At 70.6% G+C, this 13639-nt stretch carries 12 protein-coding genes and 1 pseudogene; 8 read left to right on the top strand and 5 right to left on the bottom strand.

Going from position 1 to position 13639, the window contains the following annotated elements; all coding sequences use genetic code 11:
* Positions 1-27: 27 nt before the first annotated feature.
* From WMF11_RS31070 to WMF11_RS31055, 4 genes are all read right to left on the bottom strand, one after another.
* Positions 28-1833 carry an FG-GAP repeat domain-containing protein gene (locus WMF11_RS31070; protein WP_437973308.1) on the bottom strand — a complete coding sequence of 602 codons (1806 nt, stop codon included), beginning with the start codon at positions 1831-1833 and terminating at the stop codon, positions 28-30.
* Between the two features lie 554 nt (positions 1834-2387).
* Positions 2388-2873: a hypothetical protein gene (locus tag WMF11_RS31065; RefSeq protein WP_437973307.1), complete on the bottom strand. Its 486-nt coding sequence runs from the start codon at positions 2871-2873 to the stop codon at positions 2388-2390.
* 151 nt (positions 2874-3024) lie between these two features.
* Positions 3025-3531: a hypothetical protein gene (locus WMF11_RS31060; RefSeq protein ID WP_437973306.1), complete on the bottom strand. Its 507-nt coding sequence runs from the start codon at positions 3529-3531 to the stop codon at positions 3025-3027.
* Between the two features lie 36 nt (positions 3532-3567).
* Entirely contained in the window at positions 3568-4053 is a 486-nt protein-coding gene (locus WMF11_RS31055; RefSeq protein ID WP_437973305.1) for a hypothetical protein, read from the bottom strand.
* A gap of 394 nt (positions 4054-4447) precedes the next feature.
* Here WMF11_RS31055 and WMF11_RS31050 point away from each other — a divergent pair, with 394 nt between their 5' ends.
* Positions 4448-6109, top strand: coding sequence for a hypothetical protein (locus WMF11_RS31050; RefSeq protein WP_437973304.1), 1662 nt, complete (start codon positions 4448-4450; stop codon positions 6107-6109).
* Positions 6110-6181: 72 nt separating this feature from the next.
* Here WMF11_RS31050 and WMF11_RS31045 read toward each other — a convergent pair whose 3' ends face one another.
* Positions 6182-7399, bottom strand: a complete 1218-nt coding sequence (locus WMF11_RS31045) for an MFS transporter (protein WP_437973303.1) — start codon at positions 7397-7399, stop codon at positions 6182-6184.
* Here WMF11_RS31045 and WMF11_RS31040 point away from each other — a divergent pair.
* From WMF11_RS31040 to WMF11_RS31010, 7 genes and pseudogenes are all read left to right on the top strand, one after another.
* On the top strand, positions 7379-8449 hold the full coding sequence (locus WMF11_RS31040) for a hypothetical protein (protein ID WP_437973302.1): 1071 nt from the start codon (positions 7379-7381) through the stop codon (positions 8447-8449). The genes WMF11_RS31045 and WMF11_RS31040 overlap by 21 nt on opposite strands.
* A 462-nt stretch (positions 8450-8911) precedes the next feature.
* Positions 8912-9295, top strand: coding sequence for a hypothetical protein (locus WMF11_RS31035; RefSeq protein ID WP_437902855.1), 384 nt, complete (start codon positions 8912-8914; stop codon positions 9293-9295).
* Between the two features lie 123 nt (positions 9296-9418).
* On the top strand, positions 9419-10237 hold the full coding sequence (locus WMF11_RS31030; protein WP_437973301.1) for a PP2C family protein-serine/threonine phosphatase: 819 nt from the start codon (positions 9419-9421) through the stop codon (positions 10235-10237).
* A 79-nt stretch (positions 10238-10316) separates the two neighbouring features.
* On the top strand, positions 10317-11180 hold the full coding sequence (locus tag WMF11_RS31025; protein ID WP_437973300.1) for a helix-turn-helix transcriptional regulator: 864 nt from the start codon (positions 10317-10319) through the stop codon (positions 11178-11180).
* A gap of 301 nt (positions 11181-11481) precedes the next feature.
* Positions 11482-11604, top strand: coding sequence for a hypothetical protein (locus tag WMF11_RS31020; protein ID WP_437902852.1), 123 nt, complete (start codon positions 11482-11484; stop codon positions 11602-11604).
* A 356-nt stretch (positions 11605-11960) separates the two neighbouring features.
* Positions 11961-13148, top strand: a complete 1188-nt coding sequence (locus WMF11_RS31015; RefSeq protein WP_437973299.1) for a DUF6544 family protein — start codon at positions 11961-11963, stop codon at positions 13146-13148.
* Positions 13149-13305: 157 nt separating this feature from the next.
* Positions 13306-13623: pseudogene (locus tag WMF11_RS31010) on the top strand (RNA polymerase sigma factor); the annotation flags it as partial.
* Between the last annotated feature and the right edge of the window lie 16 nt (positions 13624-13639).

Here is a 13639-nt window from a genome sequence, read left to right as displayed (position 1 = left end):
GGCGTCCGATTGGCAACGCCGTCCCAGCTAGAACGACTGGTTGATCAGCACGCTCACGGTATTGTCGAGGAAGTTGGTCGTGGCGATGTCGAGCTTGCCGTCGCCGTCGAGGTCCACCTCCGCCAGGCCGTAAGGCCTGTTGTTGCCAGTGGAGAAGAGGGCGACGGGCTGGAAGGCGCCGGCCCCGTTGCCCAGCAGCACGCCCACCGCGCGGTTGTTGAAGCTGGTCGTGGCGATATCTGGCCTGAGATCGCCGTTGAGATCCGCGATCGCTACGTCGAGGAGAAAACCGCCGCCGACGGGATACACGACGGGGGCCTGGAAGGTGCCGTCGCCGTTGCCCAGCAGCACGGTCACGCTGGCAGAGTTCTGGTGGGCCGCGGCGATGTCGGGCTTGCCGTCGCCGTTGAGGTCCCCCACGGCCACGGCTCCGACGCCGGATGCGCCGGAGGGGAAGACGCTGGCGGGCTGGAAGGTGCCGTCACCGTTGCCGAGCCACACGCTCAGGTTCTGGCCGTTGAAGTTGGCCGAGACGAGATCGTGCTTGCCGTCACCGTTGACGTCCGCCACCGCCACGTCGTTGGGGGTGGCGGCGCCGAGGGCGATGTAGTCGACGGCGGGCTGGAGGGTGCCGTCGCCGTTGCCCAGCAGCACGCTCAGGCTGCTGCCGACGAAGTTGGCCGTGACGACGTCGAGCCTGCCGTCGCCGTTGAAGTCCGCCACCTGCACGCCGACCGGTTGATTGCCCACGGCATAGAGGACGGGGGCCTGGAACGTGCCGTCGCCGTTGCCCAGCAGCACCCGGAGGCCGCCGATGCCGGGGACGTTGAAGCCCCCGACGAGGAGATCGAGCCTGCCGTCGCCGTCGAGGTCCCCCAGCGCCACGCCGCCGGGGTTCGTGCCGATGCCGCCGACGGGGGCGGCGGCCGTGAGGGTGCCGTCGCCGTTGCCCAGCAGCACGCTCGCGCTGGCACCGCTGACGTTGATCACGATGAGGTCGGGCTTGCCGTCGCCGTTGACGTCCCCCGCCACCACGCCCTGGGGGCGGTTAAAGCCGGCGTAGTCCTGATTCGCCTGGAAGCTCAGGGTGGGCATGTAACATGCCCCGGTCTTGCAGATCCCCGTGCTGCAGTAGATCCCATCCGGAGCGCTGGGGTTGGAGCAGACGCCGCTGGAGGCCTCGCAGGAGCCGGCCACGTGGCACTCGTCGCTCGCGGAGCAGGTGACCGGGTTGCCGCTGGTGCAGGTGCCGGCCTGGCACGTGTCGGTCTGCGTGCAGGCGTCGCCGTCGTCGCAACCGGTGCCGTCAGGGGCGACGGGGTTCGAGCAGAGCCCGGTCTGCGGGTCGCAGGTGCCGGCCGCGTGGCACGGGTCGGACGCCGCGCAGGTCACCCCCGCGCAGAGGTCCTGGCAGGTGCCGTTGATGCACTGCGTGCCGTCGCAGCACGGCACCGTGGGGTCGCACGGCGCGTTCACGGCCAGGCAGCCCTGGCCGCCGCAGGTCGGATCGTAGAGCGGCGAGCTCGGATCGAGGCTGGTGACGTAGTCCTGGCCGTGGGCGCTGTGCGCGTTGACGCACGCCTGCTCGTTGACACGGATGATCGCGTATGGCTTCGTCGCGGAGCCGGTCCTGTGACAGATCTGGACCGTACCGTTGACGTCGAAGTAGTTGCACTGCTCGGGGGTGAGCGCGCCATGGGCTTCGCCCACGGCCTCGTCGTCATGATCGCCGCCGGTCACGGAGGGGTCGGCGCTGGTGCAGCTCGCGACCAGCAGGGTGGAGAAAGCAGGGATCGCCAGATAGCCGAGAAGAGAGCTCTTGCGATGACGCATGTCTTGTCCTCTGTCTTTTTTGCTCAAATAGGGTGTGCCGCGCGCTGCGGAGCCTGCGCTGGCTGGAGATGCATCAGGTCAGGCACTTCAACAGTTCAAGATCGATGCCAGTGTGACTCCGCCGCTTGTGGAGGTGATGTCGAGGCAGGCCACTGCGCGTCTCTCGCGTTTCGCGCTCGCCGCCGCGCGAGCCACCGGCTCCCGTGCCGAGATCGCGCCGAAATCAGGGCACACCGCCGCATCGGGCCCGTTTGCCCGGGTTCGCGCACACCGCGCTGCCGGGCATCAGCCGCCCCCGGGCCCAACCGCGCTCCGCTGCTGCTGCTGCCTGAATGTCTCAGCCGCGGAGCGCGCCCCTCACCTTCCCAATCGACCGCGAACACTCCGACTACATCGACGACGGAGTGCTGGTCTGCATGCTACTGACCGGGCAAACCAAGTAAATCGAAAAATGGGTTCTCGCACCTTCTTTCCATTCGCGGAGAGGCGCTGTCGTCAGTGCACGGTTGTGCACAGGCGGTGCCGTTTGTGCAAAGGCGCCATGGAAAAGGCGGTCACGGGCTCGGCTTCGCGCGCCGGCCGGTGAAGGTGTCGGAGGCGATGGGCTCGCCGGTGTCGGTCGAAGGATCGAGCGGATCTTCGCCGTCCTCGAAGGTGCGCACGACGAGAGAGCCGGTGATCTCGTCGCAGCCCTGACCGACCGTGTCGAGGACGATATCGATCCGGGCCGTCGTCATCAGGGTGTTGTCTTCGTCGTAGACGAACGCGAACAGGGCGCCTCGAGCGCCGCTGTTGCCGACCTTCTCCCAGCTTCCCTGCTGGTTCGAGAAATTGTAGAGGGGCTGCGTCGAGGTGGTCCCGAAGAAGGTCCCGTCGGCCGCGAACGTCCAGAAATCCCTCGCCCCGCCCGCTTCCGAGATCAGGTAGGTCCCGGCGCAGCGGTGGGGGAAGCCGCCGGCCAGGGTGGGCGCCGGCCGCAGGGCGAGCCCGAGGGCCGCGAGCGGGAGCAGCGAGAGAGCGAACAGGAGCCTTTTGCGCATACCGGTTTCGATCCTTTCCACGGACCGGTGCGCCGTGCTCTCGGCGCGTCCTCACGCCGGTGCCCCGTGACAGGTCCGTTCCAACGAACGTGAAGAAACTATTTCTTATCTCATGGCGGTGACGCCGCCGGAAGCCTTTTCGGCGCGGGAGCTACGGCGCGGGAGACCGATGGTAGAGAACCCCGTTCAGGTAAGCGCAATCGAACTCCGTGAGCGGCGTGGCGCCGGGATCGAGCGGGTCGACGCCTGTGGCGAAGATCTTGCCCTGGCAGCTCGCCGTGAACGTGTCCTTGTTCGGCGCGAACACAAGGACATAGTCGACGACGGCGATCCCGGAGAACGCGGGCGCTGCGCCGGTCAGATCGAAGTTGAGGTTGAGCATGCGCACGGAGATCGTATGGTTCCCCGCGCGCCTCCAGGAGCCCAGGCTGTCGCTGAACGTGAACCCGCCGGCGCCGAACGTGACCTGATCCGAGAGGGTCATCCCGGCCGTGCCGTCCCGGTGGAGGTGCATGATCTCCGCGCGATCCGGGAGGCTCGCCACGTAAGTCCCGGCGAAATCAGTGCCCTCCGCGAAGGCGCCCCCGGCGCCGGCGAAGAGCCCTCCTATCGCCGCGGCGAGCGCCGTGGCTGCAAGATGAATTCGAGAGATACGCATCGCTGAAAGCTCCTTTGTGTTGAAATATTCATTCAATCACATCCGTGCACCGGCCGTCGACGGGCAGTGAAGGAGCGCGGAACCCGGGATCCCGGGATCGGGGCCTGATCGAGCAGCGAGGCCGAGAGCCCGGGCTGCGTCTCGCGGCGCGCGGCGTGCGGCGTTGAAGAACGCGACCGGATCGACGCCCCAGAGGGCGAGACCCGAGCCGACGCCCCGAGCGTCGCGACGGCGCGCCTCGCATACCTCGCCCATCACCTCGCGCGGGAGCGCGCCCCCGCCGAGCGCGCGGAGCGCCGGCGAGGCCAGCCGCGTGTGCCGGCGCACGTCGCGCTCGATCTCGTTCAGGAGCGCGCTCCACGCCGGATCGTCGCCCCGCGCCTCCACCCGCCTCGCGCTGAAGGTGAGGCCCAGGCTCGCGAGCCCCTCGAGCGCGACGTTGACGCCGAGCACCAGGGTCACGAGCTGCCCGCGCCAGGCGGCACCGAGCAGGTCGACCCCGGGGCGGCCGGCTCGGCACACGCGGCAAGGCCCAGCGCCGTGACGGCGAGGGCGGACGCGCCTCTGAGGGAGCTCGATGTGTTCATGATGGAGGGGTCCTCCTTGGCGGCCTCCCGGCCGGAACGTCACCTTCGGTGCGATTCATCGCGGGCCCCGCGTTGCCCTCTTGACGGGGCGGAGGCGCGCATGCCGTGGGCGCCCACCGTAGAGGTCAGCCCCGCGGGCTATCAGGTTGTTTCACTGTGAATTCGCTGTGAATCGCACCGCCGGGCCGGCGCTCGCGCCGCCCCTCGCGCGCTCCGCGGCGGAACGGCCGGGCGTGGGGCGAGGTGCCCCCGCTGTCCTCCGGGGTGCGAAGTCGGTCCGACGCGCGCTGTTGCGTCCACAAGGGCCACGGGTGAGGATGTGCACACGAATGAAGCGTTCTCCGCAAAGCGCCCAGCAAGCGGCCGTCGCGGCCGAACTGGAGCGGGTGGTGGCGAGTCCGGTGTTCGGTGGGTCGGCGCGGCAGATCCGGCTGCTCCGTTTCGTGGTCGGCGAGGCCCTCGCGGGGCGCGGCGCCGAGCTGCGCGCACCTCTCCTCGCCACCCGCGTCTTCGATCGGCCCGACGGCTTCGACTCCGTCGAGGACTCGATCGTACGCGTCGAGATGAGCAAGCTCCGGCGCGCCCTGGAGCGCTGCTACGCCGCGAGCCCCGCTGCCGCCGTGCGCATCGAGCTGCCGCGCGGCCGCTATGCCCCCGTCTTCGCCATGGGGCCGGCCGCGACCGACCCCGCCCAGCCCCCCGTCTCCCCGCGCCCCTCGATGGATTCGCAGCCTGGGGACTGGTCGGGTCCGATCTCCCCCAGATCGGGCTCTATCCCGGACAGCGCCGAAGGGCCCGTGGTCGCGATCCTCCCCTTTACCTCGATCACCGCCGTCTCCGCCTCCTTGAACGCGGGCGCGTCGGCGAGTGAGCCGCCGGTGCCGGGCTCGACCGGCGCGCGGAGCCGCGCCGTCGCCCACGGCCTGACCGACCGGCTCGGCGACCTCTTCGTTCGCGCCCCGCGCGTGCGCGTGCTCTCGCGCGCCGCCACCCTGGAGGAGGCCGAGGCGCGGGGCGCGCGCTACGTGGTCGAGGGGAGCGTGCGCCTCATCCCCGGCGCGCTCCGCGTGACGGTCAAGCTCCACGACACCGCGTATGGGATCCAGGTGTGGGGCGAGAAGTTCGACCGCTTCGGCGTCGACGACCGTCTGTTCGCCGTCGAGGACGAGATCGCCCACGAGATCACCATCCTGCTCGTCACGCTGCCCCTCGGCGTGGTCCATGCCATCGAGTCTGAGGAGCGCTCCGTCCATCCGCCCCGCTCGGCGTACGAAGTGCTCCTGCGCTTTCCCCGGTGGCTCGCCACCTTCGATCGCGACCTGCAAGCCGAGCTCGCGAACCACTGCACGCGCTTCCTCAACATCGACCCCGATGATGGGGTGCTGCTGGTGTATTCCGCGTTCTTTCAGGTGCTCTCGTCGTGGACGGCGGCCGGAAGGGATTACGACCTTCGCCGGGCCGCTGATCATGCGCGCCGGGCCGTGGCGATCGAGCCCGAGCTGGCCAATGCCCATCAGGTGCTCGCGTTCGTGCTGCTCGACGCCGGCGATGGTCCCGGGGCGCTGGCCGAGGCCGAGATCGCCCTGAGGCTCGGCGGGCCGCGCATGCTCACGGGCTTCCTCCTCGCGCTCGCCGGCGACTGGGAGCGCGGCACGAGCATCCTCCGCAAGCACGGGGGCTGGACGAAGCGCTATCCCGGCGCCATCCGGCACGCCCTCGCGCTCGACGCCTGTCGTCGCCGCGATTACGCGGCTGCCCTCATCGAGGCCGAGTCTATCGTCCCCCTCCACCTCGCCTGGAGCGCGCTCGACCGCGCCGTTGCCCTGGCTCGCCTCGGCCTCATCGCCGACGCCCGCGCCGCCGCCCGCGAGCTCGCCGCCATCCTGCCCGAAGCCGCGCGGGATCCCCGGGCCGTCGTGAGTCGGCTGACAGCGGACCAGGCCCTGGCCTGTGACCTCGTGGAGGCGCTCGCGCTCGCAGGGCTCGGTTGAAGCGGGGAGGCAGCGGCCGGGTGCCGCCGGCGCCCACGTCCTCGGCTCTCCGGGGGATGCTCGGGTGCGAGCTCATTTCAGCGCCGCCGCGCCCGCGTGGCGCCGGGCCCCAGGATGCTGTCGGCCGCCCAGGGCAAAGGCCAGCGCGGCCGCGAGCGCGACCAGCGGCGCGACCTGCAGCGCGCCGAGGAGGCCGATCCGGTCGGCGAGGACGCCGGTCACGAGCGGCGCCAGGGCCAGGCCGAGCAGGTTGTTGGCCAGCGCCAGCGTCGCGAACGCGGTCGCGTGGATCGACGCCCCGGTCATGCCGGCGACCATGGCGCTGGCCGGGCCGGCCGTGCCTCCGGCGAACAGCGTCCCGGCCCCGATGAGCGCGAGCTGCATGGGGCCTGCTTCGAGCCGGAAAGCCACGCTCAGCAAGGTGCAACAGGTCAGGCTGTAGGCGAGCGCCATCCGCCACGGGCGAGCCGGCTGGCCGCGACTCAGCCGATCGGTCAACACACCGCAGGCGATCATGCCGGCGCCGCCGATCAGGACGAAGACGGCCGCGGCGGCGCCCGCCCGATCGACCGACATGCCGTAGTAACGGTTCAGGTAGCTGGGCATCCAGGTCAGCACGGCCCCCATGACGAACAGGTGCAGGCCGCTGCCCACATAGACACAGACGACCGAACGCGTCGGAAACAGCCCCTTCAGCACGGAGCGGAACGTCATCGGCTGGCGCGCAGGGGGCCGTGGGACAGCGGCGCGCTGGCCCTCCTCCAGCGCTGGTCGCAACCGCTGTTCGGTGACGGCAAAGCGATAGATCACAGCGAGGACGAGGCCGAACAGGGCCATGACGCCGAACGACCAGCGCCAGCCCAGCCTCGCCGCCACGTGGCCGCCGAGCGCCATGCCCAGCACGGCGCCGAAGGCGCCGCCGGCCGTGAACGCGCCGCTCAGGCTGGCCCACTGGTGCCGCGGGAACACCGACAGCACCACGGCGATACCGACGCTGCCATAGGCGGCTTCCCCGACGCCGATGATGAAACGAGCGACGAGCATCTGGCCGAAGTCGGCCGACAGCGCGCATCCAAGCGTCGCCACGCTCCACAGCGTCGCCATGAGGGGCAGGCTCCGGACGCGGCCCAGGCGATCCGCCAGCAACGACAGCGGAATGGCGAGCACACCGACCGTCAGCGCCACGACGCCGCTCAGCGCCCTCAGCTCGGTATCGGACAGGCAGGAGAGATCCCGCTGGTGGTGCGCGGAGGCGGAGCTGAGGCGACCGTGCGCGTCGAGGACGTGCACGTGCAGGCGCGCGGGATCGAGCCGGATGACGTGGAACTGGCGGGAGCGTCGTCGATCGCGGCGGTGGCGGAAGACGTGAACGTGGAGCTCGCGCGGTGCGTGCTGGAGGCGGGGGATGCGGCTGCAGGAGTCGAGGGAACTGCGTACGAGACGAGCGCGATGGGGGGAGTCGAGGGAAAGAGCGGCGGCGAGGCCTGCTCGGCGGAGATCGTCGTACCAGGCGGGAGCGTGAAGAACGACTGCGGCACGCCGGAGGACGCGAGCGACGATTCGCGCGGTGGCTCGGGTGGAAACGGCGAAGTGGATATCGGCGGTCCCGGCGTCAAAGGCTCGCCAGGCGCCACGGTGAACGGCGGCACGGGTGAGGGGGAGGAAGTGGCGATGGTCTGCACCGATGGGACCGCAGGCGACAACGGCACCGCCGGCATGCCCGGCGCGGGTGCGAGCGGTCTCGGCGAGCTCAGCGCGTCCGGTTACGTCGGCGCCGCAGGTGGCGACGGAGCGAAGGGCACCACCGCGCAGGGCGGCGGCGGAGGCGGCGGAGCGAAGGGCGGCGCGGGTGCAGACAAGTGCCCGAGCGAAGCGTCGGCGGGCGGAGCGAGCGGCGGCTCTGGCGGACCTGGCGGTTGCGGTGGAGCCGGCGGGAGGGGCGGCGGCGCGGGCGGTTCGAGCATCGCGTTGATCAGCCTGAACGCGGAGCTGAGCTTCGATCAGGTAACGCTGAAGACGGGGCGCGGCGGAGCGGGCGGGAAGGGTGGAGCCGGGCAGGAAGGCGGCGATGGTGCGGCGGGCGGTGTTGGAGGCACGAAAGCTGAAGGCGCGACGATGCTGCACGACGCATGCGCCGGGGGCGCCGGTGGCAAGGGAGGCCTCGGTGGTCAAGGAGGAGGCGGTCGAGGCGGTCACGCGCTGGGGATCGCGTACCAGGGGGCGGCGCCGCCTGTGGAAGGAGCGACGGTGGAGCTGGGCGAAGCGGGCGCCGGCGGTCCTGGAGCGACTGCGGAGGGCGAGGGAGCAGCGGGCGTGAAGGCCGAGGTGCAGGCGTTCTGACGTGAGGTCGTGAGCGCTGCGGCTGCTGCGGCAGAGCGTGCGCCGCCGCAGCGTCACGAAGCTGGGCGGAGAAGACGACGTGGAGACGACGCGCGGTGGCAGGCGCGACGAAGGGCGGACGTGTGCGCGCGGCGCGAGGCCGAGCGCGGGGCGCGAGCGAGGAGCGAGGAGCGAGGAGCGCGCAGGTGGATGGCGGACATTGCGTGGACGAGGGAGCGATCGTGAGGCGAGAGCTGCATGCGGGGTGGTTGGCGATGTCGTTGTTGCTCGCGAGCACGGCGGCGACGACGAGCGTCCACGGAGCCGAGCGCTCGGAGGCGATGCCGAGCGGGGAGGGCGAGCGTGAGCGCGCGGGGCGCGACTTCGAGGACGGGCGGAAGGCGCACGTGGCGGGTCGCTTGGAGGAAGCGGAGCTCGCGTACCTGCGTGCGTGGTCGCGGTTGATCTGTGAAGATGAGCGCGATGAGAACGCCGAAGGACACGAGCGTCTCGCCCAACACCCGGGAAGCCTCCGTCGGCCGGTGGACCGATCCGGTGTGGTGCGCGATGACGCCGGAGGCGGAGAAGAAGCGCATCGCGCAGGTGGAGGCGCGACGGGCGATGGCAGCGCACGGGATCGATGACGCCCGGCTGGAGGCGACGCTCGTGCAGCTGGCGGGTTGGGTGGAGAAGTGGGCCGCCGAGGAGCGCGAGACAACGCAGGCCGACGACGACGTGTGGGTAAGGGCGGTGCCTGTGAAGGGTGAGGTCGACCAGCGCAGGTCGCGCCTGGCGCTCGTCGGCGCGGTGCTGTTCGTGCTGGGGGTCTTGTGCGGGGTGGTGCTGGCAGCGCTGCGACTGCGCTGAGGTAGCGACGTAGCGAAGGCCGCGCGCGGCGCGGCCTGATCATATTCAGGGGAACGCGCGCCGCTGTCTGCGGCGCGCCATGGCTCGGCTCGTCCCGAAGACGAGCGCGCGAGGAGGACGAAGGTGTATCCACAGCTCGCCATCGAGGCAGCAGCGCAGTCGGACGTGGGCCGGCGCCGTAGCCACAACGAGGACAGCTTCGCAGCGCTGCCGTGCCTGGGGCTGTTCATGGTCGCCGACGGTCTTGGCGGCAACGCGGCCGGCGAGGTCGCGTCACGAATGGCCATCGAGGTGGTCAAGAGCTGCTTTGAAGAGGACGAGGATCTCGAGGAGACGTGGCCGTACGGCACGGGGAGTCCGCACGACCGTGACGAGGTGCGGCTGGTGATGAGCGTGCGGCGCGCGAACCGGGCGATCTACGAGGCGAGCCAGAAGAAAGAGGAAGTGCGCGGCATGGCGACGACGTTCGCGGGCGTGCTGCTCGGAGCGGGGATGGCGTACATGGCGCACGTGGGCGACTCGCGGGTGTACCGGATGCGTGGCGGCAAGCTGGAGCGGCTGACGCGGGACCACACGCTGCTGGCCGAGCTGCTCGGGGACGGCGACGGAGCGCGGGAGGCGGTCGAGGCGCTGAGCAAGCGGGCGAGGACGATCACCCGCGCGCTGGGGGCCGACGAGAACGTGGAGATCGAGTCGCGCGTGGCGGCGACGAAGCCGGGCGATCTGCTCCTCGTGTGCTCGGACGGGCTGTGGGGCCCGGTGCCCGAGCGGCGCATCGCCGGGATCCTCGAGGCCCACCGCGACCTGAGCTTCGCCGCAGAGTTGCTGGTCGATCTCGCCAACGAGCACGGCGGCCCGGACAACGTGACGTGTGTGCTGGCGCGGCTGGGAGGCGGGGGCGAGACGGCGCGCCGTGGCAGGCGCGACGAACGGCGGATGTGAGGGGATGCCTTAGGTCGGGCAGCACAAGGGCTGGCTCCGCGGTGCATCGGACAAGAAGGCTCACGGTTCAGGAGGGAAGATGGAAGACATGGTGGGTGCAATGTGGCTCGTCTCGCCGCTCGGGCTCGCGATGATCGCATGCGTTGCGATCGGCTTCGCGGTCACCGCGCGTGAAGCGCTGGGACGAGAGCGGGGGGTTCGCGAGGCGCGCGAGCACGCGCACGATGAAGAGGAGGCAGCCCTCACCGATGCGAAGGAGCAGGCAGCGGGGGAGCGGGACCGTTACCGGCGCCTCCTGAACTGTCACGTCGATGCGGCGCTCGCCGAGCTGAGAGACGCCCGAGGGCGCCCCGTCCCCTGGCCGGGAAGGGTCCTCGAGTCGTTCTGCGCGACGACGCCTTCGTGGAGGAGGAAGCTGGGCGAGAGCACGGGGCTATCGCCGAGGGAGGTGGACGCGCTGCTGAGGAGCGACCTGCCCATGACGCCCGGCCTCGCGCGGCAGCTGGAGACCTTCACCGGCACGCCGGCGCGGTACTGGGAGCGCCTGTGGCGGCTGCACGACGACCGCCGAACGGACGCGGAGGATACCGTGGTGGTCCAGGTCGGCGAGCCCATCACCAGGCGTGAGAGCCCGGCGTCGCCGGCTCCGGCGACGGTACCTCCCCGCGCGCTCGACATTCCACCTCCCGTGGTGCCGTCTCCCGAGCTCGCGGCCAGGAGCCCGCAAGCGAAGCTCCCGCCGCCTCCCCTGCCGCAGCTCCGGCCGCCGCGCCCTGTCCGCGCCGTCGCGGGGGAACAGCTCGCCCGTCGCGCTGCCACCCTGACGAGCTTCCCGCTACAGCCCGAGGAAGGGGGGACGAGCGCTGCCAGTGCGTCCGATTGGGAGGAAGTAGAGCGCTCTCCCCTGAACACGACACTCCCGGGCGTGGGGCGCCATGGGTGAAAAGATCTCTGCCTCCGGGCTCCCTGGCCGGACGCCTGGTCGCTGGGAGGTTGGCGGACCAGACAACGTGACGTGCGTGCTGGCGCGCCTCGGAGGCAGGTGACATGACGGGCGACAACACCGGCGTACGCAGGGGCACCCGGTGCACGTAGGGTGCGGCTCGGTCTGCTTCTGCTTTTCAAGACCGCCTGGCTGACGCCATGATCCCGCGGAGGGCACAGCAGCCCCGCCCCTCCCAGAACCTGGGGGAGCCGACGGTTCGCGACGGTTCGCCACGGCAAACTCGTCCTATGAGGACCTGGTGACCGCGTTCGCCAGCAATATCCGCGCCGAATGGGAGGTCAACGAGCTGGGGCTTTGCGAGCCGGCCGGCGGCGAGCCGTACCCGACCACCGTCTGCTGCCTGCCGGAGGCCGAAGGATGATGCGGCCGTGAACGGCCACGGCCACGCGGACGCGGTTCTCGTCAATCCCACCGGGCTGCACGCCTAACGCCTCGATTGAGAGCTTCGTCAGCAGCGTCCGCAACACCTCGTCGAAGTCGAGCCCAACAGGTGCAGCAGCGACGGCGAACGGGGCGCGCAAGATCTGCGTGCACGACGGCCGGGCTGCGCTTCTCGGCGCTCGGTTCCGCGCGAATCGACCGCGCCCTCTGCGTCGCTCCCGGTTTGGCACGTGGGCTGCAAATGCAAATGAAAAAGAGCTCGTGAGAGACGGAGTCGGCTGCAGACGACCCGGCGACGGCTGGGCGCAGCAGGCGATTCCGAGAAAGAGACACGTCATGCGGCTCGGATTGGCCCTCCTGATCGCGCTCCACGGCGCGATTCACCTCGTCGGATACCGCGAGTGGTCGAAGCTCGCCGCCGGTCAGCCGAGCGATCGCACGCTCTTGCCCCTCTCGCCCGCCGGCAGTCGGGCCTTCGCCCTGCTCTGGCTCGCGGCGGTGATCGCGCTGCTCGCGGCGGCCGCGCTCCAGGTCCTACGGCGCGACGCGTGGTGGGCGCCGGCGCTCTTCGGCGTGCTCCTGTCCCAGGGCCTCATCGTCCTCGCGTGGCCCCAGGCGAAGTTCGGCACGCTCGTCAACGTGCTCCTCCTCTTGCCGATCGTGGCTGCTGCCGCACACGCACGCTTCCGCCATGAGGTCGATTCGGAGGTCCGAGCGCTGCTCGCGCGCCCCGCGGAGCCGCGCGCTCCCCGCGTCGACCCCTCCGAGCTCGAGCGCCTGCCCGCGCCGGTGCGCACCTGGCTGGAGGCCTCGGGCGTCGTCGGCCGGGAAAGGGCTCAGACGGTCCGGCTGAAGCAGCGCGGCGAGCTCCGGACCCGCCCCGACGCCGCCTGGATGTCCGTGGAGGCCGAGCAGTACTTCTCCGTCGACGAGCCTGCGTTCGTCTGGAAGGTCACCACGACGATGATGGGCATCCTCCCGATCGAGGGCCGCGACAAGTACGCCTCCGGCAAGGGCCAGATGCTCATCAAGGCGGCGTCGCTCGTCAACCTCGTCGACGCGGCCGACGAGAAGATCGACCAGGGCGCCATGCTGCGCTTTCTGGGCGAGATCGTCTGGTTCCCGTCAGCGGCGCTGAGCCCCTACATCGCGTGGGAGTCGATCGACGCGACGAGCGCGAAGGCGACGATGCGCCACGCAGGGAAGGTGGCATCGGCGGTGTTCACGTTCGATCCTCGGGGGCGCATGGTCGGGCTGCAGGCGGAGCGTTATCTCGGCGGCGGCGCGGACGCGAAGCTCACGCCCTGGTCCGTGTCGTGCTCGGACTGGCGCACGTTCCGGGGTATCGGGGTTCCGAGCCGAGGGGAGGTCCTGTGGAAGCTCGAGAGCGGGAGTTTCAGCTACTACCGCTGGGAGATCCTCGACGTGGAGCACGACCCCGCGGGGCCATACCGCCGGGAGAGCGGCGCTCGCACTCTCTCCGATCCAGGGCCTTCCGGGCCAGGGTCGAAGAAAGCCCGATGACCCCTCTGTCCGGCCCGCGCGGACGGCGCCGCGAGCTGCCTCGCCCGAGCACGCCGGATGTCATTGCGGTAGAATGACAATGACGATGTAGGCGCGGTCCTCTCCTGAAAGGATCTCCCCGCGCCCCGCAAGCTCGCGTTATTCTGGGCACCCCACAATGCCTTCGTCGGATCCACATTCGTCCGATCCACGGCGCCGCTTCCCCGAGACATCCTGGGGCCTGGTCGGGAGGGCCGGCCTGCCGCTCACCCCGGAGGGGAGGCAAGCGCTGGCCGCGCTCTGCGAGCTGTACTGGTATCCCGTCTACTTCTTCGTGCGCCGCTATGGCGCTACGGCCGACGAGGCGCAGGACCTGACCCAGGGCTTGTTCGCCCGCCTCCTCGAGAGGAACGACCTCGCCACGGCCGACCAGGAGCGCGGCCGGTTCCGGTCGTGGCTCATCGCGTGCGTCAAGCATTACGTCGCGAACGAGCGCGCGCGCGCCCGCGCCC

Source organism: Sorangium sp. So ce295, assembly GCF_051527405.1.
GTDB classification, from domain to species: Bacteria; Myxococcota_A; Polyangia; order Polyangiales; family Polyangiaceae; genus Sorangium; species Sorangium cellulosum_B.
Note: the sequence above shows the minus strand (reverse complement) of the source record. Positions and strands in the feature narration are given on the sequence as shown.

What these genes read in the sequence shown, in the direction of transcription:
- WMF11_RS31070 (WP_437973308.1), bottom strand. Translation starts at nt 1,833, where the DNA reads ATGCGTCATCGCAAGAGCTCTCTTCTCGGCTATCTGGCGATCCCTGCT.
- WMF11_RS31065 (WP_437973307.1), bottom strand. Translation starts at nt 2,873, where the DNA reads ATGCGCAAAAGGCTCCTGTTCGCTCTCTCGCTGCTCCCGCTCGCGGCC.
- WMF11_RS31060 (WP_437973306.1), bottom strand. Translation starts at nt 3,531, where the DNA reads ATGCGTATCTCTCGAATTCATCTTGCAGCCACGGCGCTCGCCGCGGCG.
- WMF11_RS31050 (WP_437973304.1), top strand. Translation starts at nt 4,448, where the DNA reads ATGAAGCGTTCTCCGCAAAGCGCCCAGCAAGCGGCCGTCGCGGCCGAA.
- WMF11_RS31035 (WP_437902855.1), top strand. Translation starts at nt 8,912, where the DNA reads ATGAGAACGCCGAAGGACACGAGCGTCTCGCCCAACACCCGGGAAGCC.
- WMF11_RS31025 (WP_437973300.1), top strand. Translation starts at nt 10,317, where the DNA reads ATGGAAGACATGGTGGGTGCAATGTGGCTCGTCTCGCCGCTCGGGCTC.
- WMF11_RS31015 (WP_437973299.1), top strand. Translation starts at nt 11,961, where the DNA reads ATGCGGCTCGGATTGGCCCTCCTGATCGCGCTCCACGGCGCGATTCAC.